The 26,279-nt window shown below is 41.6% G+C and carries 17 protein-coding genes and 3 pseudogenes; 6 read left to right on the top strand and 14 right to left on the bottom strand.

Annotated elements, in window-relative coordinates:
• Nucleotides 1-63 precede the first annotated feature (63 nt).
• The 6 genes and pseudogenes from V7K40_RS08575 to V7K40_RS08550 all read right to left on the bottom strand — a co-directional run bounded on the left by V7K40_RS08575 (nucleotide 64) and on the right by V7K40_RS08550 (nucleotide 6,118).
• Nucleotides 64-651, bottom strand: a pseudogene (locus tag V7K40_RS08575) (Uma2 family endonuclease).
• Between the two features lie 35 nt (nucleotides 652-686).
• A pseudogene (locus V7K40_RS08570) lies at nucleotides 687-920 on the bottom strand (transposase); the annotation flags it as partial.
• A gap of 99 nt (nucleotides 921-1,019) precedes the next feature.
• Nucleotides 1,020-2,348: an ATP-grasp enzyme gene (locus V7K40_RS08565; RefSeq protein WP_334958581.1), complete on the bottom strand. Its 1,329-nt coding sequence runs from the start codon at nucleotides 2,346-2,348 to the stop codon at nucleotides 1,020-1,022.
• Between the two features lie 140 nt (nucleotides 2,349-2,488).
• Nucleotides 2,489-2,770 carry a hypothetical protein gene (locus V7K40_RS08560; protein WP_334958579.1) on the bottom strand — a complete coding sequence of 94 codons (282 nt, stop codon included), beginning with the start codon at nucleotides 2,768-2,770 and terminating at the stop codon, nucleotides 2,489-2,491.
• Between the two features lie 686 nt (nucleotides 2,771-3,456).
• Complete coding sequence (locus V7K40_RS08555) at nucleotides 3,457-4,836, bottom strand: ATP-grasp enzyme (RefSeq protein WP_334958577.1); 1,380 nt, start codon at nucleotides 4,834-4,836, stop codon at nucleotides 3,457-3,459.
• A gap of 253 nt (nucleotides 4,837-5,089) precedes the next feature.
• Entirely contained in the window at nucleotides 5,090-6,118 is a 1,029-nt protein-coding gene (locus V7K40_RS08550) for a D-alanine--D-alanine ligase (RefSeq protein ID WP_334958575.1), read from the bottom strand.
• 694 nt (nucleotides 6,119-6,812) lie between these two features.
• Here V7K40_RS08550 and fni point away from each other — a divergent pair.
• A complete protein-coding gene (gene fni / locus V7K40_RS08545) occupies nucleotides 6,813-7,862 on the top strand; it encodes a type 2 isopentenyl-diphosphate Delta-isomerase (protein ID WP_334958573.1) in 1,050 nt (349 codons plus the stop codon).
• A 295-nt stretch (nucleotides 7,863-8,157) separates the two neighbouring features.
• Nucleotides 8,158-9,993 carry a signal peptide peptidase SppA gene (gene sppA / locus V7K40_RS08540; protein ID WP_334958571.1) on the top strand — a complete coding sequence of 612 codons (1,836 nt, stop codon included), beginning with the start codon at nucleotides 8,158-8,160 and terminating at the stop codon, nucleotides 9,991-9,993.
• 525 nt (nucleotides 9,994-10,518) lie between these two features.
• Here the strand turns inward: sppA and V7K40_RS08535 are convergent.
• Nucleotides 10,519-10,692 (bottom strand): DUF296 domain-containing protein, encoded by a 174-nt coding sequence (locus tag V7K40_RS08535; protein WP_334958602.1) that lies wholly within the window; start codon nucleotides 10,690-10,692, stop codon nucleotides 10,519-10,521.
• Between the two features lie 160 nt (nucleotides 10,693-10,852).
• On the opposite strand from V7K40_RS08535, the gene V7K40_RS08530 reads away from it, so the two are divergent.
• From V7K40_RS08530 to V7K40_RS08520, 3 genes are all read left to right on the top strand, one after another.
• The gene (locus V7K40_RS08530) at nucleotides 10,853-13,294 is read left to right on the top strand and encodes a dynamin-like GTPase family protein (protein ID WP_334958569.1); all 2,442 of its coding nucleotides are present in this window, start codon (nucleotides 10,853-10,855) and stop codon (nucleotides 13,292-13,294) included.
• A 209-nt stretch (nucleotides 13,295-13,503) separates the two neighbouring features.
• Complete coding sequence (locus V7K40_RS08525) at nucleotides 13,504-14,529, top strand: LD-carboxypeptidase (RefSeq protein WP_334958567.1); 1,026 nt, start codon at nucleotides 13,504-13,506, stop codon at nucleotides 14,527-14,529.
• A gap of 71 nt (nucleotides 14,530-14,600) precedes the next feature.
• On the top strand, nucleotides 14,601-16,220 hold the full coding sequence (locus V7K40_RS08520) for an NAD(P)/FAD-dependent oxidoreductase (RefSeq protein ID WP_334958565.1): 1,620 nt from the start codon (nucleotides 14,601-14,603) through the stop codon (nucleotides 16,218-16,220).
• 260 nt (nucleotides 16,221-16,480) lie between these two features.
• On the opposite strand, the gene V7K40_RS08515 is transcribed toward V7K40_RS08520, so the two are convergent.
• A complete protein-coding gene (locus V7K40_RS08515) occupies nucleotides 16,481-16,849 on the bottom strand; it encodes a beta/gamma crystallin-related protein (RefSeq protein WP_334958563.1) in 369 nt (122 codons plus the stop codon).
• Nucleotides 16,850-17,993: 1,144 nt separating this feature from the next.
• Here V7K40_RS08515 and V7K40_RS08510 point away from each other — a divergent pair.
• Nucleotides 17,994-18,875, top strand: a complete 882-nt coding sequence (locus V7K40_RS08510; protein WP_334958561.1) for a hypothetical protein — start codon at nucleotides 17,994-17,996, stop codon at nucleotides 18,873-18,875.
• 32 nt (nucleotides 18,876-18,907) lie between these two features.
• Here the strand turns inward: V7K40_RS08510 and V7K40_RS08505 are convergent, their stop codons facing one another.
• The 6 genes and pseudogenes from V7K40_RS08505 to V7K40_RS08480 form a co-directional block, all read right to left on the bottom strand.
• A complete protein-coding gene (locus V7K40_RS08505; protein WP_334958559.1) occupies nucleotides 18,908-19,030 on the bottom strand; it encodes a hypothetical protein in 123 nt (40 codons plus the stop codon).
• Between the two features lie 151 nt (nucleotides 19,031-19,181).
• On the bottom strand, nucleotides 19,182-19,448 hold the full coding sequence (locus V7K40_RS08500; protein ID WP_334721587.1) for a hypothetical protein: 267 nt from the start codon (nucleotides 19,446-19,448) through the stop codon (nucleotides 19,182-19,184).
• Between the two features lie 784 nt (nucleotides 19,449-20,232).
• The gene (locus V7K40_RS08495) at nucleotides 20,233-21,357 is read right to left on the bottom strand and encodes a class I SAM-dependent RNA methyltransferase (RefSeq protein ID WP_334958557.1); all 1,125 of its coding nucleotides are present in this window, start codon (nucleotides 21,355-21,357) and stop codon (nucleotides 20,233-20,235) included.
• Between the two features lie 857 nt (nucleotides 21,358-22,214).
• Complete coding sequence (locus V7K40_RS08490) at nucleotides 22,215-24,908, bottom strand: TonB-dependent siderophore receptor (RefSeq protein ID WP_334958555.1); 2,694 nt, start codon at nucleotides 24,906-24,908, stop codon at nucleotides 22,215-22,217.
• A 482-nt stretch (nucleotides 24,909-25,390) separates the two neighbouring features.
• A complete protein-coding gene (locus V7K40_RS08485) occupies nucleotides 25,391-25,627 on the bottom strand; it encodes a hypothetical protein (RefSeq protein WP_334958553.1) in 237 nt (78 codons plus the stop codon).
• Between the two features lie 39 nt (nucleotides 25,628-25,666).
• Nucleotides 25,667-26,251, bottom strand: a pseudogene (locus V7K40_RS08480) (TonB-dependent receptor); the annotation flags it as partial.
• Nucleotides 26,252-26,279 lie beyond the last annotated feature (28 nt).

The raw sequence follows: 26,279 nt of genomic DNA, 5'->3' as shown, positions 1-26,279 counted from the left end.
CTATAAATAGGGAGTCAAGGTACAGGCGTCGGCTATGCCCTGACTCCCTATTTATCTGCTGTTTTATTCCTCAATCAACTCAAAATCAACCCGTTGATAAATATCACGCAAGGCAATTTGAAAATCGATAGAATCTATGATTAAAACTGCCTCTTCACCTTCATATTCCTTAAAAATCCATTGACCTTCTGCTTGCTTGGCAAATTGTTCCACAGCAAAACTATACTAGTCAATCATAATATATTCCTGAAAACCAGGAATTGAACGATAATATTTAAACTTATCTGTTTTGTCATAATTTTTAGTTGAATTTGATAAGACTTCAATAATTAACAAGGGATTAGTAATAGTTGTTGTACCTGTTCCCTCATAAATAGGCTTACCTTTGATGACTATAACATCAGGATAAGTATAGAGGCGATAACGAGGTATTGATAATTTAACATTGCCTATATATATGTCATAAGCTTGACCTTGCACTGTCGTGGGAAATTTTTTATAAAAATTACCTGCAATTTTATTGTGGTTCGTTGTTCCCCCTGTCACAGATATAATTTCTCCGTCTCTGTATTCATTTTTATATTCAGCCTTCTCTTCTAATTCCAAATATTCTTCTGGGGTGTAGTAGCGTTTTTCTGTTTGTAAAACCATATTAATTAACCTCACAAAATGGGGAAATGAGTATGTTAAGCTAGTCGGCATTTAATTGCAACATAGTCTCTATTTCCCTTTTTTTTGATTTTCCTATGCCACTTAATGACTAACTCATCTTGATTCAATAGCTTATCTAGTAAATACTTCAACTCATCTACTAATTGAAATAGACAATTAGCAATGTATTCCTTACATGAATACCAGACTAATTCGATGATGTTGTAATCAGGACTATATGCAGGTACAAATTCTAATACAAAATTAGGAATGCTTCTGTCAATACCTGCTGCTGAGAAACCACTACTGACAATTGCTGTTCTAGTTTTTCATTTTACCAATATTACGTTTTAGAATGCGGATTGGTATCACTCTATAAGTTCGCCCATATTAAAGTCTATTCTTATCCAACCTTTGAGTCTTCGTAAATTGTCGAGAATCAGTAAGGGAATCTGCCAATGATGTACTATCAGGAAGGGTAAGGGATCATCCACCTCAAAAATTGCTTCTTTCCCCCGCCTGATGTTTCTTACCCAGGTTTGCAGTTGCTTAAACGATCTAATCTCATTCAGCCGCCAAACTTCGTGGTACAGCCAATAGGTTGGCTTACTATCAGGAAGAGGCTGCAAAGATTCAACCAGAGGCTCTTTACCAAGATAGGCATCCGCTACTCCTGGATGATTGTAAAACATAGTAATGGCGGAGTGAGTCCGGGGGTTACACTCAATCGCGTAAACAGTTCCGTCTTCTGCCTGGATGAAGTCAAAGGAAAGTTGCCCGGTTTTTCCCAGTTCTTTGGTAAAATGACTCGCCCATTGCATTATTTCTAGCTGATCAACGTTTTCGTAGTTAACTTGAAAGGCGGATGACTCACAGCAGCAGTACATTCTTGACTCTCCATCTCGCGCGGTAGTGTGAGTGCAGTATTCCTTTCCAGGGATGAATTCCTGCATAATCCAAGGATTCTCCTCACTGATGGGCAGACTCTTGACAAATGCTGCTGTTTGTAATTCTGTATCGCAAGGTAGCTTGGTGAGATTCAAGCGACGTATTTGATCGTAGGGGATGCTTTTAAGAATGTATTTGCGTTTCTCCTGAGAAAAGTCAAAGTTGATGACTTGGTCGGGATCGGTAATTTTGAATGATTTGGGGACAGATAAACCGAACGATCGCGCTGTTTCGGCAAAGGCAAACTTGTCATCCAGGATCTTCGTCACATCAGCATCGAAGTGGAAAAACTCTACACAGTCTGGTAATGGTGGCTTGCCGTGATCATAGTGGATGACAGAAAAAATGGCTACCGGGATAAAAAAGTCGATCTTTTCTGTTTTGGCGATCGCGTGTAAGGTTTCAATGTAGCCTTCTAAGTCTTTGCTGGGATCAGGAACGGTATAAAAGCCTGCAACAGAGTTGGAATATTTATTACCACTTGACCAAAATTTTTCAATGTCAATTATAATAACCCGATGCCCTGCTGCATGAAATGAACGCGCTAGCTGAAGGGTTTTAGTCATTCTAGCGCCAGCAATCAAGATATTTTTGGAATTAGGGTTAACAACAGTTGACTTACTGAATGGTTGCTTAAGAAAGTTCCACAGTAGCGATGTTAAGACGACGATGCAGTTTAAGGGAAATGCGATCGCTAGTAATACAAGAGTGCCCAAGTTTTGGAACACTACAAAAATATGCTTTCTCATAATTATAATTGTTGCATAATAGTGGAATAATTCGCTGGTAGATAGGAAAAGGTTAAGGGGACAAGCAGATACGATCCTGCTCTCGCTTCCATGCTTTCCTACACTCGCATATATGATTGTCAAGCCGTCTCGAATTGGCATCACACACTTACACGGGACTGGGAATCATCTTTGACGATGCGATTGCAACAAGCGATTGCCTCTCCATTTTTGGCTCGTTCTTCTGAGCGCAAGTAAACTTGCCCTTGAAGCAATGTATTGTCCACACAGATAAATCCAATAAAAGCCAACAAATTGTCGTTGGCGAGCGTGACCAGATGAATTGGTATAGTGATGCTGTCATGCTTCCAAAATGCAACATTTACCTCATTATTAAAAATACAGCATTTCCGAGCGCATTCCAAGCAATCTGGGATGAACACTCCTTAGTTTGCTTTATCGAATGGTATTTAACCTGGGGAGCAAAGCGAAAGATGGCAAGCAAACTCATTCTCCAAACTGCACGAGTTTCCCGATGTTGAAATCAATCCTTACCCAACCTTGTAACGAGCGCAAATTATCGAGTAATAGTAAAGGAATGTGGCAGCGATATACCATTAATAACGGTAGTAGGTTGTTAACTTCAAAGAATGCATCCTTTCCTCGCAAAATATTTTTAAATCAATAATTGCAACTGTATTAACAAACTAATTTCATTAGACTTGTCCAGACTTTTATAACTTAGTCTGTACAAGGGTTTTAAAGGTTGACTATATGTCTTCATTCAACGTAGCAATGAGGGTTTGGCATAGTTTATGAGAGTTTAGAGAGAAAAAATAAAATTTTTAAATTTTGAGCGTCAACATGATTTATTATCCTGTAAAATCCGCAGAAACTATATACGGAAAATATTAGTATTTATAAAGATAAAATTTTATATTCTATCTTTACGCAAATTTAATTTTAGGATAGGTCTATTAAGTCTCTAAAGTTCGTCACCAAGCCGATAACTAGTACGCCACAGCGTAAATAGAGCAACCGTTTAAAATCACTAAAAAGCCCATCCCATAATACTTTTGACTTTTGAATTTTGACTTTTGCCTTCCGCCCTGCGGTACTAGGCTTACTATTACTTAGGGGTTGCAGAGGTAGAGGTTTTATATTTTACGTCTTCTCCAAACTGGATGAGTTTCCCGATGCAAAAATCAATCCTCACCCAAGTTTTTAAGGAGCGCAAAGTATCGAGTAACAGTAAAGGAATGTGCCAGTGATGTACCATTAAGAACGGTAGTGGATCGTTAACTTCAAATATTGCATCTTTTCCTCGCAAAATATTTTTAAACCACTTTTGTAACTGCTTTAACGATCTAATTTCATTAAGTCTCCAAAGTTCGTGATAAAGCCAATAAGTAGGCTTACTATCAGTCAGGGGTTGCAGAGGTTCAGCCGGAGGTTCTTGATTGAGATAGGCATCCGCTAAACCTGGATGGTTGTAATACATTGTAATCGCCGAGTGAGCGCGAGCGTTGCACTCGATCGCATAAATTATTCCATCTTCCGCCTGAATGAAGTCAAAAGAAAGTTGTCCAGTTAGTTGTAGTTCTTTAACAAAATGACTCACCCACTCCTGAATTTCTGGGTGTTCAACGTTTTCATAATTGACTTGAAAAGCAGATGATTCGCAGCAGCAGTGTACCGTTAATTCACCGTTTCTCACTGTACTGTGAGTACAGTATTCTGTTCCGGGAATAAACTCTTGCAATATCCAAGGGGTATCTTGACTAATTGGCTTACTTTTAACATGAAGCGCCATTTTCTCGGGAGACTCCATTGGTAGCTTAGTCAGATCTAAGCGTAAAACAGAGTCATAGACAATAGTTTTGAGAATATATTTGTGCTTTTCGTTAGAAAAGTCAAATTTAAGAACTTGTTCGGGATCTGTAATTAAGAAGGTTTTCGGAACAGATAGCGAGAGTGAGCGTGCTTTTTCTGCAAAGGTAAACTTATTATCCAGCATCTTCATGGTTTCAGCGTCGAAGTGGAAATTCTCGCAACAGCCTGATAACACTGGCTTGCGCTCAGAGTCAAAGTAGCTGGCTGCAAAAATGCCTACCGGGACAAAAAAGTCTATGTTTTCTTTTTTGGCGATCGCCCGCACGGCTTGAGTATAGCCTTCTAAGTCTTCTTGCGAGTCAGGAACTGTGTAAAAGCCAGCCACAGCCTTGGAAAATCGATAACCACTGAACCAGTATTGGTGGAGATCAAATAAAATGACTCGATGCCCAGCAGCGTGAAATGATCGCGCCAGCTGAAGGGTTTTGGTCATTCTACCACCACCGATCAAGATATTTTTAGGATTCTCATTCAAAACCACTTGTTTGCTGAACGGTCGGCTGAAAAAATTCCACAGCAACGATGCGAGTAGGACGGTGCAGTTAAAGGGAAATGCGATCGCCAGTAATGCAAGAGTGCCCAAGTTTTGGAATATTGCAAAAATCTGCTCTCTCATAGTTGTAATTGTGACATGATAGTTGAACCTGTGGCTGGTGGCAAGTCAGAGGCTAAGGGGACTTGGAGATGCGCTCCTTTCCTTGCTTTAGTAGATGAATTGAAATCTTTACTAGATAAGCTATTGAATCAAACCGAGTTAGTGATTAAGTGGCATAGCTAGATAAAATAAAGGAAATAAGCAATATGTTGCATTAAATGCTTATTAGCTTCTTCCAAGTTAGAAAAAAGCTAATAAGGTGATTTTCCACACATCATTTGATGCTCAACGCTTGATTGATCATCGTCAGAAATAACTCATTTAAAGGAATTCCCACTCTGTTCGCCGTACAGGAAATCACCGCTTTGCGGTCAAAAATACAAAACAATCCGGCTTCTAAGAACCAAGGTTGTCCCTGTGGGTCGATCCGGAAGTCAAATAAACTATAATGGCGACAGCCCAAAGCCAAATGACACTTCTTAACTTCTTGCTGAACCTTTTGGGTGATCGGGTCATTAATATCTACAATCCAACCTGGGACATAATTTTTAGCAGTTGAAGCCAAATCGCCCTCGATGGGTATTTTGAATTTGTCAGTATAGCTGCGGATGGGTCTATCTTGGGGGTCTATCTGATACTCTTCAAGGGGTAAACCGATTAGCTCTCCATCTTTGACAATAGCACCGCATCTAACTTCTCGACCGGCTTCAATGAATGTTTCTACGATCACCTCATCTGCAAATTCAAATGCTTTCTTCAAAGCAGCCTCATACTCACTCTTTTCTTTAACTAAGGACACCCCTAAAGAGTTATCAGCATTTGCGGGTTTGATGACTGCTGGAGGTATAATTGTTGGAACGTCTCCTTGGCGGAGCAGTTCTCCAGAAGGCACTTTCACCCCTGCTGCTGCGACAATTGCTTTGGTTCTGGCTTTATGAGCCGTTAATGCCATAACATCCGCAGTATTGCCTATGTAAGGGATCTTAAGCAGGTCGAATAGTGCCCGGTACTCAGTCATTCCAGGGAGACAAAACATTTGTGGCAACATAACGTCAATGTTTTGCGCTGTTATAAACTGTATGGCATCTAACAGAGAAACCGGTTTGGCGACAGCAATATCTTCAGGACTGAGGGAGGAAGGAAATCGCCATTGACCATCAGGTGTGATGTATGCAATCAAAAAGTCATAGAGCGATGGATTTGCCGTAGCCATTATACAGCTTAGGGCGTAATTGCGCGACAATTCACAATAAAAATCATTGGATGCAGACCCAGCTAAATGAAGGATACGAAGTACTGGCATGATTCATTTTCCTAGTTACTGTTATATTTTATATAACAACTGCAATTGTAAAAAATAACTTAAGGTGAGAAGATTTTGAAAACGGAATCGGAAACTCTAAAAACAAGAGTGATAGGTAAATCGCATCGCTATTTTACTATATAAATATACTTTTAAACTGAATTATCCTCAGTCGTTACTGGAGTTTAAACTAATCAGGAGTGCGAAACTGCTAAACAAATCAGATATAAAACTTTGTTAATAATCACTAGTTAGCACATGTAACTATTGATTATTAATAAAGTTCAGGGAGTATGGAATTTAGTCAAAGAATTTGCGTAGGCGTTCCTTGCGCGTCTTGAAGAGTTGCCCGTCGTAGACATCGCCTTTCCATTGGTGGGGAATTTTAGACTGCTTTCAACGATAAAGAAAATCTCTTGCATTGTTGGTGGTTCCGTCAAACGGCTCAAAAAAGCCGAAACCCTATTGTGGCAAGCAAGGGCAAGCAAAAGCAGCCCAGGCTTTGTTTACCGATTTTTGGGTAAGCAGGCGAAGAATTTCTGTACTTATCTTGAGCGACACCGCCTGATAATTGCCAACTACTGTTACAATACAAGCTGACTAAAGATAGCGAAAATAAATATTTTTGTTGTAAAAAGACGATTCCAGACAATGTAACAATAGCGATCGCAAATACTTTTAGCCATACCCACCAGTGAACGCCCCTACCAATATCTCTGCACAAACTCAGAATCGCAAAGCCGATCACATTCGGATCTGTTTAGAGGAGGATGTTCAGTGTGATCAAATCACCAATGGACTAGAACGCTATCGCTTCACCCATTCTTGCTTACCCGAACTAAACCCCGATGATATTGATATCAATACAACTTTCTTGGGGAAACACCTTGGCGCACCCTTGTTAATTTCTTCCATGACTGGCGGAACAGAACAAGCCGCAATCATTAACCAACGTTTGGCCGAAGTCGCGCAATACTACAAAATTGCAATGGGTGTTGGTTCCCAACGGGTAGCGGTGGAAAAACCCCAGGTGGCTGATACTTTTGCTGTCCGCAAGTATGCCCCCGATGTTCTGCTATTTGCGAACTTAGGCGCTGTGCAACTTAACTACAAGTACGGCTTAGATGAATGTTTGCGGGTAGTTGATATTCTAGAGGCTGATGCCCTGATTTTACACATTAACCCTCTACAAGAGTGCATTCAACCCAAAGGTGATACTAATTTTCGGGGTTTGCTTGACAAAATATCTAAAATGTGCATAAAAATGCCAGTGCCAGTGATTGCGAAGGAAGTTGGTAACGGCATTTCAGCAGCGATCGCCGAAAAACTGATCGCCGCCGGGGTAGCAGCAATTGATGTGGCGGGTGCGGGGGGTACTTCTTGGGCAAAAGTAGAAAGTGAACGGGCAGAAAATCCCTTGCAACGTCGCTTAGGGAGAACTTTTGCCGATTGGGGTTTACCGACGGCAGAGTGCATTACAACTATTAGAGCGATCGCTCCAGATGTGCCCTTAATTGCTTCGGGAGGTTTGCGTCATGGATTAGATGTTGCAGCAGCGATCGCCTTGGGAGCAGATATAGCTGGTTTAGCAATGCCTTTTTTGCAAGCAGCAGCAACATCAGAAACAGCAGTAGCGGAACTCGCTGAAGTATTAATCGCTGAAATCACCACAGTCTTATTTTGCACTGGCAACGCCACCTTGTATCAGTTAAAGCACTCTGATAGTTTACAGCGCATAGAATAAATTAAGTAGGTCATTGAGCATTGGGGAGCCAGCGCGGTCTTCTCCCTTGGCGTTAGCCTCTCCCAATGTGATTCGGGGAGACGCCAAGGGCGATAGCGCAGCGGTAGCGAGCCTGCGAGCGTCTGGGGGTTTCCCCCATGGCGCTAGCCTCTCACGAATGGGAGAAGACTAGACTTGACGTTCCTACGTCACTACCGCTTGGCATTGATGACTAGCTAACGCTAACACCACAGCGCTGGCTCCCCAATGCCCAATGCCCAATGCCTAATGCCCAATGCCCAATAACTAATAACTAATGCGTAATTTTATCAAACAAACTTTTGCTAGTTTAGTTGGCACGTTACTAGGACTAATTATTTTCGGTGGTTTAGGAACCACTGGACTGTTCTTGCTAATAATGGCTGCTACCTCCTCTAAAGATAGTGGGCCAAACGTGAAAAATAAGTCAGTGCTGGTTTTTGACTTGTCAATGAAAATTACTGATAGCGAACCTAGTTCAGGCGAACTGTTTCAAAACACAATATCAGGTGTGGATGATGAAAGGATATCACTCCGCAAAGTTGTGGAAACTTTGGAAAAGGCGCGGCGCGATCCGCGAATTGTCGGGATCTACCTGGATGCAACTAGCACAAGCCAAGTTAGTAATGTCGGCTATGCCTCCCTTAAAGAAATTCGGAAAGCGTTGGAGGAGTTTCGCGCTGCTGGGAAAAAGATTGTGGCCTATGGCAGTGATTGGAGTAAAAAGGAATATTACGTCAGTTCAGTGGCAGATTCCATTGTACTTAATCCTCTGGGAATGATGGAAGTCAACGGTTTGAGTTCACAATCGATGTTTTTAGCAGGAGGATTGCAGAAATATGGCATTGGTGTTCAAGTTGTGCGGGTGGGGAAATTTAAAGGAGCTGTTGAACCGTTTATCCTCACAAAATTGAGTCCAGAAAACCGGGAACAAACTCAGAAATTATTGGATGATGTTTGGGGAGAGTGGCGCACTGCTGTGGGCGCAAGTCGGAAAATTGAACCTAATCAGTTGCAAGCGATCGCAGATAATCAGGCGCTACTGGAAGCCACACAAGCCAAAACTAGGGGTTTAGTTGATCGAGTAGCATACTCCGATGAAGTTGTGACTGACCTCAAAAAGTTGACAGATAGCGATAAAGACGACAAAACATTCCGACAAATTAGCTTGAATAGCTATGCAGAAGTTTCCGGCAAATCTTTTGGTGTAGAACGGAACTCAAAAAATCAAATTGCCGTTGTTTATGCTGAGGGCGAGATTGTCGATGGTAAAGGTGATGATGGGCAAATAGGAGGCGATCGCTTTGCCAAAATCTTCAACAAACTCCGACAAGATAAGGATGTGAAGGCTGTTGTATTACGGATTAATAGTCCTGGTGGTAGTGCTACCGCAGCTGAAGTGATGCAGCGAGAAGTGAAATTAACTCGTGAGGCGAAACCAGTTGTAGTCTCAATGGGTGATGTGGCCGCCTCTGGTGGTTATTGGATTGCTAGTGACTCTAACCGCATTTTTGCCGAACCAAATACCATTACAGGCTCAATAGGTGTATTTGGGTTGCTATTCAATGGGCAAAAGCTGGCGAATGATAATGGTATCACTTGGGATTCAGTGAAAACTGCACGCTACGCTGATAGTCAAACAGTTTCACGTCCGAAATCGCCCCAAGAGTTGGCACTTTATCAGCGCAATGTTAACCGCATTTATGATATGTTTCTGAATAAAGTTTCTCAAGGTCGCAAACTGCCAGAACAAAAAGTAGCAGAAATTGCCCAAGGAAGAGTTTGGTCGGGTGTGACGGCCAAAGAAATTGGTTTGGTGGATGAAATTGGCGGTTTGAAGACTGCGATCGCATATGCTGCCAAGCAGGCGAAACTAGGAGAAGACTGGGAAGTGCAAGAGTTTCCTCGCACTAACAACTTCGGAGAACGGTTTTTTGGGCGTGCAACTGAAGAGGCGCGGACTGCTTTAGGAATTGAGGGGGCGCAACTCAAACCATCTAATCCCCTTACTGCTGAATTCCAGAAACTGCAACATGAAATAGAGATTGTACAAAAAATGAACGATCCACAGGGGGTTTACGCCCGCTTGCCTTTCAACTTGAAAATTGAGTAGATACTTTTTTGAGCATCAGTAAAAAGTAACTCACCGACTACGGCGAGGCGCATGGGTTACCCTCGCCAACGTCGTAATCAGGCTTCTCTTTGCGTCAGCCTAAACAATAAGTTTTGTCTTGTTGTCTCGTTAGAAAACACTCTCAGTCGGCTCTTTTTGTCAATGCGTAAGTTTTATCAGAAATTAACTGTCAACTTTTTTACTTGGTAATAGGAAATCAATGTAGTGTTTTCTCATGATTTACTTAGGATTACGATATTTGTGTAGTGTTTGACAATCTAATGGGAACCATTGGTTGCCAAAATCGAGTTAATAATCATCATTCTCAATGGATTCGCGAGAGGATAGGTAATAGACATCTGGTGAAATTAAATATGCGTTGATCCAGAACCCTTGTAGAGACGTAGCACTGCTACGTCTCTACATTCTTTTTCACTCCTATGTCTAATCAAATAGCCCTGAATCTTATCCGAACTGGATTGTAATCTAACCATATTTATGAATGGTTAAGGATAATTTCTAGTTCTAGGTAACCTGTTTGTCAAAAGTTCTATTAAAGCCTGTACTAATGACTTGATTAGCAAAGCGAATTTTTGCTTTTTCTATGCTACCAATGGCACTTAATATAAACCCTGCTTTGATGTCTTCCTGTTTGACAAAATTCTTTAAGCTTTGTTTTAAATGGTTATCGGGTTTTATTTAATCTGCTCGCAAAACTTTTCATTAGTCAATAGTCTTTAATTAGTCGTTTAGGTAATATCAAGCAACTAAACAGCATTAATTTTCTCAGAAATTTTACTGAGCCATACCCCCAATAAATATTACTAATATATACATAAATATTATGAGGATGCTGAATATGTCAGATTTACCGCTTCAGTGCCAAAATTTGAAAGAGCAGGTTGAATCTATATTACAACTTTTACAGCAAGAACCCACGCTACGTTCCCAAGATATTATACCTGTACAAACTTCCCTAAGTAAGGCGATTTCTCCAAAGTTTGAGATTGTGTTTGCGGGTGCATTTAGTGCTGGTAAATCAATGCTAATCAATGCACTGTTGGAGAGAGAATTACTGTACAGTGCAGAGGGACACGCTACAGGTACAGAATGCAAAATCGAGTATGCAGAAGTAGATCAAGAACGTATTGTTTTGACGTTTTTAAGTGAAGTAGAAATTAGGGAACAAGCAGTTTATTTGTGTCAACAGCTAGGATTTAAGACAGTAACTAATATTAACCAAGCTGAGGTAATTAAGTTGCTACGTCAAGGTTCTGAAGTTATTATTCAGCAGGAAGGTGGTGAGAGTAAATCAGAACGTGCAAAACAGGCGAAGGCGTTAATGTTATTGCTAGAGGGATATATAGCCAACCGCGCTCGCATCAACACGGTGAATAATGCTACATATTCAATGGAGCAATTTCACTTTTCTAACCTCAAAGAAGCTGCTGCATATGCGCGTCGTGGTAGTAATAGTGCCGTATTGAAGCGGATAGAATATTACTGTAATCATCCTCTACTAGAAGATGGGAATGTAATTATTGACACGCCGGGTATAGATGCACCAGTGGAGAAAGATGCACAACTAACTTATGCCAAAATTCAACATCCTGATACTTCGGCGGTGGTGTGTGTACTAAAATCTGCTTCGGCGGGTGACATGACAAAAGAAGAAACAGAACTTTTGGAATTAATGGGGGAGAATGGGGGAGTACGCGATCGCGTTTTCTATATCTTCAACCGCATTGACGAAACTTGGTATAATACCCAACTACGGCAGCGATTAGACGATTTAATTAGTGGACAATTTGGTAATTCAAGCAAGGTTTATAAAACCAGTGGATTATTAGGATTTTACGGCAGTCAAATTAAACAGACAAGCCAACGAGATAGATTTGGTTTAGATTCTGTTTTTGCAGAAAGTATTAAAGGTTTAAATGGTAAAGAAGAAACACCACAATTTGTCTATGCGTTTAACAACTACTGTGTAAATTCAGGAAAGCTGTCTTCTAGTAAATTCCGTGTCTCTGTTAACGGCTTTGAAACCCCAAATCAAAATTATGTGCGGATTCTGGGAGATTGGGGAAATGAACTGATAGAAAAGCTAATTCAAGATAGTGGAACTGAGGAATTTCGCACAGCTATAACTCGCTATCTTACAAAAGAAAAGCGTCCACAATTATTTAAAAATCTTGCCGATGATTTGGAAGATGTTTGTATTAAACTGAAAAAACATTATCAAAGTGTGCAACGTAATTTAGATAGTCAGCCCCAAGAAATTGAAACAATGAAGGCGCAAGAGTTGCAACGCCTAAATCAGCAAATCCAGCAAATTGGTAGAGAATTTAATGAACATATCACAGAAGAAGTTAACCATATAATTAATAATTCCTGTGATACTTTTGATGCAGATTTTAAGCAATTGCAATCACGAATGATTCGCCGTTTAGATGAATTGCTAGATACTTTTTCTGTAGCTTCTGCTTATCAACGTGCAACAATTAGTCATCCTCGCAATGCTACGGCACCTTTAATTGCTATTTTAGTAGAGGCATTTTATTACTTAGCTAATCAATTAGAAGATATTTTGGTTGAATCTTCTCAGCAAGTAATCGCCAATTTTTTCCAACGGTTGATTGAAAAGATTCGCAAGTCAGAATATTATCGCCAGTTGTATCGTTTGTTAGATAATGATGGTGGAATTGAACTAGAGATGAGAATTTTAGAAAAACTAGTTACTCAAGCACTGTTGAGTGCAGCTAGCGTAGAGTGCGATCGCTTTGTGCGAGAAAGTCCGAGATTTTATGATGAAGGCACTTTTTCTATATATCAATTTCGCCAGACTTTATTACAAACTTCTCAAGGTTACGATGCTGAAAGTATCGTAGAAGCAGAACCAGCAATTAGGCAATTATTGAAGTTAGATTTTGAACCAAAAGTTTCTCAAACTATTCGGAAATCTTTCCGTCAAACCATCAACCAAACACTGAAAACTCAGTTGTTACCAATGGCAGATCAGCAAGCAGATGCAATTTTACAGCAATATCCACAGGCGCGTGCTTATTTAGAGAAAACACTGCAACAAGAAGCTGAAGAAAAAATTGCGAATAATCGGCGATTATTAAGTGTTCTTGAAGAAAATATTGCAGGATATAATTCAGCAGTTTCTAACATCAATAGTTGTTTACATGCGATGCAATTATATGACCATCTTTTGCCTGTAATTAATGATTCATTTGACACTGATGGTAAGTCTGCTGATAATGGATTTGTGATTTGCGATGTGGTAAAAGAGATTTAATTTTAGATATTGCAATCCTATTTGATTTGTGAAAAATCGCGGTATTCAGATCCCCGACTTCTTTTAGAAGTCGGGGATCTAACTTTTCTATGAATGATTTAATCTTTTTATAACCCTCTTTCAAGAAACCGAATTTACTCTTGGTTGGGGTTTGAGTCTCCAGCAAAATTTGTCACTATTCCTAATCTCCAGTCTCCAACTCAATGGTTATGCTTATCAAACGTCGGCAATTTCTTACAACCTGTGGACTGGCTACCCTAGCCACCCAAATATCACCACTTACCGCCCAAGGTAAGCTATCCCCAAACACCATCCGCAAGCCCCCCCGCCTGCAAATGGGCGATACCATAGGATTAATCGCCCCTGCGGGTATCGTTAATGTCAAAGATATTGAAGCAGCGCAGCAATCCATTTCACAGTTAGGATTAAAAGTCAAGCTAGGGAAACATATTTTAGATCGTTATGGCTATTTAGCGGGGAAAGATGCTGATCGCGCCGATGATCTAAACTTGATGTTTAGCGATCGCTCCATAAAAGCAATTATTGCTATGCGTGGTGGCTGGGGTTGTAATCGCATTTTACCTCTACTAAACTACTCGTTGATCCGCTCACATCCGAAAATTCTTATGGGGTACAGCGATATTACTACGCTGTTGTTGGCAATTAATGCCCGTAGTCAAATGATTACTTTTCATGGCCCAGTTGCCACGTCTACCTGGAATCAATTTACAGTCGATTACTTCAAGCGCATTATATTTAATGCTGAAGCGGTGACTATGCAAAATCTTAACCCTAGCGAAGTGCGAGTGGAGATAATCGCATCGGGAAAGGCGAGGGGTAAACTTGTAGGTGGAAACTTGTCAGTGGTATCAGCGATGGTAGGTTCACCTTACCTACCTTCCTGGAACAAAAGCATCCTGTTTGTGGAAGAAATTGGCGAGGATGTTTACCGTGTAGATAGGATGCTGACGCAGTTAAAAACTGCTGGAATACTTAACCAAATTGCTGGCTTTATCTTTGGGCAATGTACTAATTGTAGTCTTGGGGATGAACCATCATTTACCTTAATGCAAGTATTGCAAGACCAGATACTTCCTTTAGGTATTCCTGCTTGGTACGGTTCAATGATTGGTCATATTAAAGACAAATTTACCTTGCCAATTGGTGTAGAAGTGGAAATAGATGCGAATGTTGGGACAATACGAATGTTAGAGGCGGCTGTCAGTCTTGTTTGAGCCACGAAAATCAGCCGCCTCACAGTGATTTTGATTAAGATTTTAATAGACAGTATGCATTTCTCCTCGCTATGTTACGACTAACAGAAGTAAAGCTCCCGCTTGATCATCCTGAAGATGAGATTAAGTCTGCCATCTTGAAAAAGCTGCAAATCACAGCCGAAGAATTGATCAGCTATTCCATCTTCAAGCGTAGCTACGATGCCCGTAAAAAAGGAGAGATCACCCTTGTTTATATTCTGGATGTAGAAACGACTCACCAGACTCATTTACTCAAGCGCCTGAAAAGAGATCCCCATGTGATGGTCACGCCAGACATGAGTTATCGCCCAGTGGCACGAGCTACCAGCAATTTGGCGATTCGCCCCATCGTGATTGGTACAGGGCCTTGTGGCTTGTTTGCGGGTTTGATGCTCGCGCAAATGGGCTTTTGCCCAATCATTTTAGAACGTGGCAAACAAGTTCGCGATCGCACCGTTGATACCTTTAACTTTTGGAAGAAAAAATCAGACTTCAACCCAGAATCCAATGTTCAGTTTGGCGAAGGTGGTGCGGGTACATTTTCCGATGGTAAACTCTACAGTCAAGTCAAAGATCCTCAGCATTATGGGCGCAAGGTACTAACCGAACTTGTGAATGCGGGAGCTTCACCGGAAATTCTCTATATCAACAAACCGCACATCGGCACTTTCAAACTGGTGGGAATCGTCCAAAGTATGCGTGCCAAAATCGAATCTCTCGGCGGTGAAATTCGCTTTCAAAGTCGGGTGGAAGATATCAACATCGAAAATGGACAGGTGCGGGGAGTCACCCTCGCCAGTGGGGAATATATCGCCAGCGATTATGTAGTTCTGGCGGTGGGTCACAGCGCCCGCGATACCTTCCAAATGCTATTTGATCGCGGGGTTTACATCGAGGCTAAACCATTTTCCATCGGCTTTCGGGTGGAACATCCCCAGTATCTCATTGACCAATGTCGTTTTGGCGCTCAAGCTGGTCATAAGCTTTTAGGTGCTGCTGATTACAAACTGGTTCATCACTGTCAAAATGGTCGTTCTGTCTATAGTTTTTGTATGTGTCCGGGGGGCTTGGTGGTTGCAGCCGCATCAGAACCGGGGCGACTTGTAACCAATGGGATGAGCCAATACTCTCGTAATGAGCGCAATGCTAATAGTGCGATCGTTGTGGGGATCACCCCCGCAGATTATCCGGGAAATGCCTTAGCGGGAATTGACTTCCAACGACGCTTGGAAGAACGGGCTTTTGAATTAGGCGGTGGGACTTATGAAGCTCCAGGGCAGTTGGTGGGTGATTTTCTCAACCATCGCCCCTCTACAGTATTGGGCACAGTTAAACCGTCTTATACACCTGGGGTACATTTGGGTGATTTGAGTCAGAGTTTACCAGATTATGCGATCGCCGCCATCCGTGAAGCACTTCCCGCTTTTGACAAACAAATTAAAGGATTTGCAATGGACGATGCCGTGTTGACTGGGGTGGAAACTCGCACGTCATCACCGATTCGGATTAAACGCCAAGAAGATTATCAGAGCGTAAATACACTCGGTCTTTATCCGGGTGGTGAAGGAGCAGGATACGCAGGGGGAATCCTCTCGGCTGGTATCGATGGTATCAAGGTGGCGGAGGCAGTGGCTTTAAGTATTTTGAAAAATTGCGAGTGCAAAATCTGAAATAGTGAATGCGATACCTACGGTAAGCTGCCAAGAGTGCAAAGTACGAGTAGTTGAAAGCAGGCGTTGCATAAATGCGGGATGAATCAGCGATTGAAATCATTGAAAATTCGTTCCAAATTGGGCGAAATCATTCCATGATTCAGCAACGCCTAGTTGAAAGCATTCAGAAGATCAGATTAAGTGACATACTCCACTTTCAGGACAAGTGCCTTACCCCTAGCTGTCTAATACTTATCCTAACCGTATTGGATGATGACTTAACGAATTGATTTGAGGGATGAGATTCTATTATTGAGCTTACCAAGGTTTCCACGAGCCTCGTCTGGTCCTACATCAATATATTCACCTCTGAAGTTTCTGTCTGCGTAGAATCTCCACTTTTGACCATTGTTGACTTGAATAGCTGAAGCTTTGTTGTTGAATCCAAACTTAGTTAAATCTGCTACAGCATTGTTCGTATCAAATGATGCTCCTTTTCCAATTTGCTGATCCCACAAAGTTACATCTGTTACAGTCTGTGAAGATTGTGCCGATACACTTGTCTGGTAAATAGCAAATCCACCTATGGAACTGGCAATTAAAACTGCCAAAAGTGTGAATTTATTATTCAGCATTACTGGATTCATGATGTTTTTTTCCTATTTTGTAAGTGAAACTTGACTTCTATATATTTATGGGTGTGAGAAATCAATATTATGCATTAAGTGAGAAAAAATTTATTTTTGCCAAGCTGTACTAGCAGTCCACCTGCATAAACTTTTTACAATTTCTATATCTTTAAATCGCAAAATCTGACATTGCGAGCGTAAAATCTGAAATAGTGAATGCGATGCCTACGGCAGTAAACTACGCAGTCTCAGCATCCGATTTTGAGTTGAGAGCGATCGCCTAAAATAGTTATAATCTAGCCCGAAGAACAATCTATGGCTCAAACCTTCTTGATAACTTAGAGCAAGCACTGAATGCTCAAGCAAAACGTTTGAATAAGTCTTTAGAGGAAGTTGTATTGCAAGTACTATAGCAATCCTAAATGAAATACAAACTAGTAATACTTTTGTACTAAACTAAAGTTCTTTACCAATCAACAAGAATTTGGTTTTTCCAAGGTACATCAGTATGAACCCTGTTCGGATCTCAAATAGGATTGCTAGATCACAACAATTAACAACTTAATTTCAGTTTAGCTTTATACAGCAAATACACATATACCTGCTTCTATAACTAATTGCCTCCCTGAGTGTAAATATTCCTGATTTGGCACAGAAATAACTTCTATATTGGACAAGTGCTAATGCTTTTTTTAGTCAATACATTAAGTGCATTTATAATAGCTTGATTTTACTCTTGATAAGTTTTGGAAACTTGCAAATGTAATATAAATTATTTAGCTTTGGGTGCTTTTATTCTTATTTGTACCCCCTGAACGTTTACAATTAATTTAATGGCAACCTAACTAGTACCGCAAGGCGGAAGTCAAAAATAAAAAGTCAAAAGTCAAAAGTATTATGGAATGGGCTTTTTAGGGATTTTAAATGGTTGCTATATTTACGCCGTAGCGTACTAGTGCGTCACACACTTACAGGTGTAATCTTGCATATACAGCAGATTTCAAGTTTGTGAAGTACAAAAATACCCCACCCGCGCTGTCGCGCACCCTCCCCGATGCTTTGAGGAGGGTTGGGGAGGAGTGTACTTAATTTCCTTGCAAAGAACTGTAAACTCCCCACTTGCTGAGAAAATTAATTGAATGGCAACAGAATTACAGTAATTATGAACAAATTAAAATATTTTTCCATCTTATTTTTATATATCTTTTTGATGGACGGAGTGATTATAAATATTTCTGCCCAGGCTGCTGGAACTAAAGTATTAGTAACGGCTCAAAACGAATCTCTCAATAAATCGGATATTGATAAAGTTATCGCTTTTTACGAATGGGCATTTTCAGCAAAATTCACTAGTGAACAGCGCAATGAATATCAGTCAATAAAATTAAATGAGTTTCGCAAAAATCCAGATGAAACCAGAAAAAGCATTGACAATATAATTTCCAATTATACCCAAGCTCGTGCTAAGAATGAAGAGGAACAAAGCCGGATTCGGCAGGCATTTAACGGAGAATTTGTAGGGCAATTGCGAAATTTACCGAATGATGCAGAAGCCAAACTTTTGCTGTCTGTTTACGATAGCGCACACGCGGCTGAAACCGCTTCAAATGATGCTGGTGATTCATCTGGTAGCGTTGGAGAGATTTCGTCTCTAGTTGGAAAATGGGTTTGGACGCATACCGGAAACAGTGCTATAAGCACGAGTGGCGCATATATCGGATCAAACGGTTCGCGTTTCACTTATCAATTTATGCCGAACGGAACGGTCGAGTTTACGGGAATAATGAACGTAATGAACGGCAGCTGCAACCAGCAAATTTTCCAATCTCGAAAAGGAAAAGCCAGTCTGAGCGGCAGTACGATGACAATTAACTGGTCTCCAGCAACTTTCACTCGTGACTTTTCGTGCGACAGAGCAAACAACTACACAAAAACTTTGCCTGCGGAAAACGAAACTTATCAGGTGAAATTTAAAACCGATCTGGGTCAGAAACAGCTTTGTCTGATAAGTAAGGATGAAACCTGTTTCAGCCCGACAAAATAGGGCAAATGACAAAGCAAGCTTTATTCGTTTACTCAAGTAGCTAGATTGTCAATTTCTTTAAGGCGATCGCGATACCTACTGTAAGCTGCCAAGAGTCCGAAGTCTAAGTAGTTGAGAGCGATCGCTTTAAACATACTACAAACTGGAAATCGCAAAACCTGATCGATTATGTATCAATTCTAATATTAAGCCCTACCTAGATGCTTTTGAGGTAGGGCTTTTGTTTTTATGTCTGGAGTCGATATAGAATCATCTATCAAGCGCGATGGCGTACACGCCCGCTTTATAGCGATCGCAGTGAAGAATTTATCCGATTGTTAAAGCTGGTTCTTTACAGAAGTTAAATAGGGCTGACTCACTTTCTGATTCATCTTCAAATACAGCAGAGATGTACCATTCACAGGGCGAACCATTTGTATATTCAGCCCAAGCAATTGTTGCTGTTTGACCTGATGGAATCCCTGACTCACCCAAGCTAAATGAAGCCCACTCCTGATCATCGACAGATACCCATAACTCTGTAATTGTCAGTTCGGTTTTATTGGTAACGGTAAAGGTAAATAGGTCTGACATAAATAGCCTTTTAGCAATAAATAAATTGCAGGTTCTCAGTCACAGATCATACTGGCACTTTTTTAAAGCATTTGTGATTTTAACTGTTAGAATCTATGCTCAGAAAAGAGTTGAAGTTTTTTTTAGCTCAACTTAAATTTATGAAACAGGATTAAAAATCTCACTGACTCTATATGAGTCTATTGAGATAGCCAATGCTACACAAGAGCGGATTTAGGTTGCAGCTCTGACAAACCCCGACAATACAGCACATCCCCAATGTCACTAAATTTTGAGGCAATGTATTTTTTACTGAGCAGAAGTAGTTGAGAGCGATCGCCTTAAACATACTACAAACCATAAATCGCAAAATCTGATCGATTCTGTCTTAGTACAGTTTTACATAAAAGCGTAGCGTTTTTAATGCAGGGGGATGCATTGGCATTGCGGCCAACGCATTAACATTGTACCGGGATGCATTAACAATGCGGCCAACGCATTAACATTGTATCGGGATGCATTGGCATTGCGGCCAAGCATTAACATTGTATCGGGATGCATTGGCATTGCAGAGGAACGCATTAACATTGTATTGGGATGCATTGGCATTGCAAGGTATTACCAAATTTAATTCGCTACGAATTAATCAAATAGGACTTACGCAATAACTCTCTGAAACCTTATTCCTTTGTGTCCTTTGCGACGGCAGTCGCTACAACGGGGGGAACCCCCGCAACGCGCTGCCTCTCCTTTGCGGTTCGTTTTTTCATGATTTTGCGTAAGTCCTGTCAAATATGAACTGTACTTAGTACAACTCATATTTCATTAACTGACAGGGCAGCGTTCCGTTGTACACTGCAATCCGCTGGGATGATTTTAGTCCAATCGATTGAGACAGTTCCTTGTTGCCACTCAGGACAAATGCAGTCCAGCCTTTGAAGCGTTGTTTCAGGACATCGCCCAAGAGTTTGTAAAATGCTCCCAAGTCGCTATCTCGCCCCAGGCGTTCGCCATAGGGTGGATTGCAGAATAAAACTCCACTGTCTGCGGGGGCGACAACATCGGCAAGCTCCATTTGAGAAAACCATACATGGTTATCAACGCCGCAGTTTTGAGCATTGTTAATCGCCTGCTCAATCACGTTCTCATCGCGATCGCTTCCCCAAATAGGCGCAGTCAGGGTATGCAGTTGGCTATCCTTAGCTTCTTGGAGCAGCTTTTCTAAAAGGGACAGATCAAAATCGAGCCAAGTTTCAAATCCAAAGCAATCGCGAAACAGCCCTGGTGCTATGTTGAGAGCCTTTAAACTAGCTTCCAGGGGTAAAGTGCCAGACCCACAAAGAGGATCGTAGAACATCTGGTTTGGCTGCCAACCTGAAAGTTGAATCAGGGCAGCAGCCAGAGATTCCTTGAGAGGGGCTGATCCAACCGCAGGGCGGTAGCCTCGGCGGTGCAAACTATTTCCAGAACTGTCGAGTTTGACGGTACAAAAGTCGCGTTCAATATGAACATTGATCCGTACATCTGGTTCATCAAGCTCTACATTTGAACGCTCACCCAGATTTTGCTGCTGCTGGTCAACGATCGCATTTTTGATTTGGAGAGATGTGAAGTGGGAGTGGTTGAGGCGATCGTTTTTGCCCGTGGTATTCACCGCCAGCGTCATGTCTGGCGTCAAATAGTTTACCCAATCGATGCTCTGGATACCGCGATAGAGATCCTTGGCATCAAGGCATGGAAACTCATGGATGTTCACCAAGATTCGGAACGGCAGCCTAGCCCAGAGGTTGACGCGATAAAGCAGGGTGCGATCGCCCTCAAAGGCTACACCGCAAAACCCTGGCTCCACGGAATGGGCACCCAGTTGCTCTAACTCCTGAGCCGCAAGGCTTTCTAATCCGCGAGCAACCGTTGCAAAATACTGATTCATCCTCTAATCCAAAGCATTGTCTTCATTGCTGACCGATTGACGCACTTTAGCTTAACTCATATCTCGTGACATTCTCTCTCGTTAAGTAGGGTAACAACGAATTAAGTAACTCAGCATCACTTGCCCCAGACAAACGGAATCAAGGCCAGGGCGAACGCATCTTATTTACTAATAAAACTAAAAAAGATTTAAAAATGACATAGATAATCCTACAAATTGCTACAACTATAAATAAAATAAATTCCTAAATTTTCAATAATATAGATTAGCTTATCTCTAGATAAATCACTATATATTAATACTAAAAAAACTCATTGAGCCGTACAGAAAAGTATGCTTTTCCTCCAGAAAAGTTAAACTTCGACGTAAAAATTTCAATTCAAGTTTTGATATACTATTTTAAGCTAACGCTAAAACTCTTGTTAAATAGTTATCATCCATCGCGGCGAGAAACTGTTTGTTTTTTATTCCACGTTTTACACGCTTCTCCTTAGTTATTTTCACAACATCTGTAAAAGTCACTTTGGTCGGTTAGCGATGGCGTAACCGCCCGCCGGAGGCGATCGCATAAATTGAGTTTTTCTTTGCGCTGATCTTCTCTTGATTCCTAGTCATTAATTTAAAACTATTGAGAATCAGACTGTGAGAAAACCTACGCTATTTAGTGACTTGAGAACTGACCATGAAAATTCAGGCAGCCGTCGGCTGCCTCTAACTCCCCCTCGTAATGATTATCATTTCCATAAATAGTGATATTTAATTTCCACCAAAGCCTTATGTGGTTTGAATCTTGGTGTCTTTCACCAAGATTCAGGCTTGTCAATATTTAGATGCGTTTGCCCTGCCTACCGCAGGCACTAAAACTCCCACGAAATTGTGCCCAACACCGTTAACGGCGCACCGGGATAGATAGTATCGCTTCCCTGGCTACTTTCGTAATATTTTTCATCAAAAAGATTCTTGATATTGATTGCAGCCTTCCAATTATTGCGTTTGTAATAAAGTGCTGCATCCGTGCGGAAGTAGCTGGGCAACACAAAACTGTTATCCAAATCGCCCTGTCTATCGCCCACATAATACAGTCCCAATCCAAATCCCAAACCTTGCAAACTTCCCCGTTGGATTTCATAGGTTGTCCATAGGCTGGCAGTATTCTTAGCAACGCTTTCCAACAAATTCCCAACTGCATATTCATTGTCTTTGGTGATTTGGGCATCAGTATAAGCGTAAGAGGCAATAATTTTCCAACCAGTCAGAATTTCGCCAGCGATATCGAACTCAACGCCTCGACTACGTTGCTCTCCAACTTGAATGGAAAAATCAAGATTGTTGGGATCGGTGGTCAGGACGTTAGTTTTTGTAATCTGGTAAGCAGCCAGGGTTGCAGACAGTCGGTTACTCAAATCGGCTTTAACACCCACCTCGTATTGTGTACCTTGGGCAGGATCAAATGTAGAACCATTGACTGAAGTACCAATGTTAGGAACAAAAGAACTGCTGTAGCTAGCGTAGAGAGAAATTGCTGGTATCGGCTGGTAGACAAGACCAACCCGAGGGCTGAAGGCTTGGTCAGATTGACTGGTGCTAGTTGAGGCAAGTAAATTGTCACTTTTCTGCTCGGTAAAATCGAAACGCCCTCCGACTAGCAGCTTCAAATTATCCAGTAGGGTAATCTGATCTTGCAGGTAAATTCCTAATCTATCAGTGCGATTTTGTCTATTAACAAAAGTTGTTAAAGGATTGGTAGGGATAACGCTGTTATTCACCGGACTAAAAATATCGATAGGTGACAAAATACCTCTGCTAAAAATCAGCGGACCTTCGCTTCGGTTTAGCTCTATTCCCAAAAGCGGTTGGTGGATAATTGACCCGGTTGCAAACTTTCCTATGACCTCTGTTTGGAGACTGTAGTTGTCAGTTTCAAATTTAGCATTTGTAAAATTCCTATCCAAAAACCGATCATCGATCAAGTCTCCTGGTTCTGCACGGTTATCATTTATCTTGTTTATAGTAATGGAAAGAGCATTGCGAAGCTGCCAATTTTTACTAAACTGATGTTCTAATCTATAGCCAGCTCTGTAAGCTGTGGTTTTAGAATCATTTTCTCCTGGAACCCCTAAGAACCGACTAATCGGAATTGGGGCAGGTCTGTTACCAATAGCGACGATGCCTCGATCAAATTGGGTATTATTGTTTAAATACTCAAAATCAAGGTTTAATGTTGTGTAGGTGTCGATTTTCCAGGTTAGAGATGGTGCGATGAAGATACGTTCGGTGTCAACAAAGTCACGAAAACTCCCGGAGTTTTGGTAAGCAACATTCAAGCGATATAACAGAGTTTTGTCCGCATTCAGTGGACCAGAGATATCGAATGTGGGACGATAAAAACTGTAGCTTCCTGCGGTGAAGTCAGCAGCGTAATAAGGTTCACTCAGCGGTTGCTTTGTGACAAGGTTGATAATCCCACCCGGTTCAGCTTGACCGAAAAGGACTGAAGCTGGTCCCTTGAGTACTTCAACCCGTTCCAAGTTTGCTATTTCTGACAATGTGAAGAAATCGGCATCGCGGAATCCATTTCTAAAATTTCCATCCTGCTCAAAACCACGAATGACATAGCGAGCAGCTCCTGTACCCCCGTAGTTGCCTGCTTGCGTCACGCCGCTGACGTTTTGCACTGCATCCTGTAGCCGCACTGCTTTTTGGTCTTGTAACACCTGTCGGGGCACTATTTGAATTGAGGCAGGAATGTCACGCAGGGGTGTATCGGTTTTGGTGGCAGTAGAGGTATTTGGTACACGGTATCCATCCTGCTCGCCCGTCACCACTAACTCAATCGGTTCATTACCACTAGCTGATGGTTGAGTTGGTTGTGTCTGCAACCCTGGCTGCTGTGGTGGTTGTTGTGTTTGAGGTTGCTGCCCCTGTTGCGCTCTTTGTGCAGTACTAGCTACACTGAAGATCAGACCTTCGTTGGCACTGTCATACAACTTGACAATTGGTACACCCGCTTCACCCGTCACCGTAACTCGGATAGTCTTGGCATCAAAGTTAGTGACTGTTATTTCACTAAGACCCGTAATTGGTTTCTCTGAGCGGAATGTGTATGCATCGCCATTAGGTAAACGCAATTGTGCGTTGGGAACGTCAATAATAAAGCTATTGCCAGCAGTACGATTTAACAGTTGCAACTGTTGCCCACCAAGAGTTTGTAAAATTATTTCCACACCTTGGGGAGTGGGATTAGCTTTTACTCCTGTCACCTGCACTACTTCACCTTGATTCTGGAGGGGGTTGGTTGGTGTTGGTGACTGTACTAAATGTTGAGCACTGCTGGTAGGACGTTCTATTTCACTAAGGAGAGGAATCTCTCTAATCGTTCTAGAATTGCCTAGTACTTTTGCGAACGCAGTTTTATTTTGTACTTTTTGAAAGGACACTTCAGCAGCTGCACTAATTGCAACCCACAACCAAACACAACTTGTAGCCAAAAGAATCTTTAATATTTGCCTTAAGACCATTTCCACCCCTACACCTACATCTTCACTTGCCACTACTCTCAATAGACCTCTTGCAAAAGTCCCAAAATCAGGTATGTCATTCTGTTCGCGCAGCGTTCCCGCAGGGTACGAAACGCAGTGGAGAGAAGAATCTCACTAGATGTATCGCTCCGCTTAATATGACAATTTAAGCATTTATGCAAGAGGTCTAATAAACCAGCAAACAGTTGCTATTTATTGAAAATAGTCATTATCTACTTGAAAATAAATATTACCGGAAGTAGGCAAGTAATTACAACTAAGTGTTAAGTTTTCTTGACACACAGAGTTGACGCATAGCAGCAGATCCAGAGAATCAAGATTTAGGCGTGGTTAAATATCTCCGAAAGCCAGTCTCAATCGCTGATGTCACCTTTTCCCACACCCTCGCAGACATTTGTGCGATCGCTCTAACCACTCACAAGCGATCAAGTGCTCAATCAAGCTTACAGGCATGTTAGTACAAATGCATGGGGGAACTTCAGGTTAGAGTTGGGCTAAAACTCCCAAGAAATCGACCCCACTACCGTCAACGGATCGCCTGGGAAAACTCGCAGTCTGCTTTGGGAACTCTCAAAATAGTCAACATCAAACAGATTCCTAACATTGAGTGCGGCTCGAAAACCTCCCTGATTGTAGAAGATAGCAGCATCCGTGCGTAAATAACTTGGTAGAGTAAACGAGTTGTTCAAGTCTCCCTGGCGATGGCCGATGTAAAATAACCCCAAGCTCAAACTCCAACCCCTTCATCCCCTAACTCCCTACCGCAGTCACTAAAACTCCCACGAAATTGTGCCCAACACTGTCAATGGCGCACCAGGATAGATGATACTTCTTGCCTGGCTAGTTTCGTAGTATTTCTCATCGAAGAGATTCTTGATATTGAGCGCAAATTTCCAGTTGTTGCGTTTGTAATAAAGTGCTGCATCTGTGCGGAAGTAGCTGAACACAACAGTATTCTCCAAATCGCCCTGTCTATCCCCCACATAATACAGTCCCAATCCAAATCCCAAACCTTGTAAACTCCCACGTTGGATTTCATAGGTTGTCCACAGACTGGCAGTATTCTTCGCCACATTGGAAAACAAATTCCCAACTGGGAATAGATTATCTTTCGTGATTTCAGCATTAGTATGAGCATAAGAGGCAATAATTTTCCAATCGATCAGAATTTCGCCAGCGATATCGAACTCAATGCCTTGACTACGTTGCTCTCCGACTTGAATGGAAAAATCAGGATTGTTGGGATCGGTGGTCAGGACGTTGGTTTTTGTGATCTGGTAAGCAGCCAGGGTTACAGACAGTCTGTCACTCAAATCCGCTTTGACACCCACCTCGTATTGTGTGCCTTGGGTAGGCTTAAACGTAGAACCGTTGGCTTATTTT

It is taken from the genome of Nostoc sp. (genome assembly GCF_036917195.1).
In the GTDB taxonomy this organism is placed as follows: Bacteria; Cyanobacteriota; Cyanobacteriia; order Cyanobacteriales; family Nostocaceae; genus Nostoc.
Note: the sequence above shows the minus strand (reverse complement) of the source record. Positions and strands in the feature narration are given on the sequence as shown.

Coding starts and splice junctions, on each gene's coding strand:
- V7K40_RS08525 (WP_334958567.1), top strand. CDS start 13,504: ATGCTTATCAAACGTCGGCAATTTCTTACAACCTGTGGACTGGCTACC.
- V7K40_RS08515 (WP_334958563.1), bottom strand. CDS start 16,849: ATGAATCCAGTAATGCTGAATAATAAATTCACACTTTTGGCAGTTTTA.
- V7K40_RS08510 (WP_334958561.1), top strand. CDS start 17,994: ATGAACAAATTAAAATATTTTTCCATCTTATTTTTATATATCTTTTTG.
- sppA (WP_334958571.1), top strand. CDS start 8,158: ATGCGTAATTTTATCAAACAAACTTTTGCTAGTTTAGTTGGCACGTTA.
- V7K40_RS08530 (WP_334958569.1), top strand. CDS start 10,853: ATGTCAGATTTACCGCTTCAGTGCCAAAATTTGAAAGAGCAGGTTGAA.
- V7K40_RS08565 (WP_334958581.1), bottom strand. CDS start 2,348: ATGAGAAAGCATATTTTTGTAGTGTTCCAAAACTTGGGCACTCTTGTA.
- V7K40_RS08520 (WP_334958565.1), top strand. CDS start 14,601: ATGTTACGACTAACAGAAGTAAAGCTCCCGCTTGATCATCCTGAAGAT.
- V7K40_RS08555 (WP_334958577.1), bottom strand. CDS start 4,836: ATGAGAGAGCAGATTTTTGCAATATTCCAAAACTTGGGCACTCTTGCA.
- V7K40_RS08500 (WP_334721587.1), bottom strand. CDS start 19,448: ATGTCAGACCTATTTACCTTTACCGTTACCAATAAAACCGAACTGACA.
- V7K40_RS08550 (WP_334958575.1), bottom strand. CDS start 6,118: ATGCCAGTACTTCGTATCCTTCATTTAGCTGGGTCTGCATCCAATGAT.
- V7K40_RS08495 (WP_334958557.1), bottom strand. CDS start 21,357: ATGAATCAGTATTTTGCAACGGTTGCTCGCGGATTAGAAAGCCTTGCG.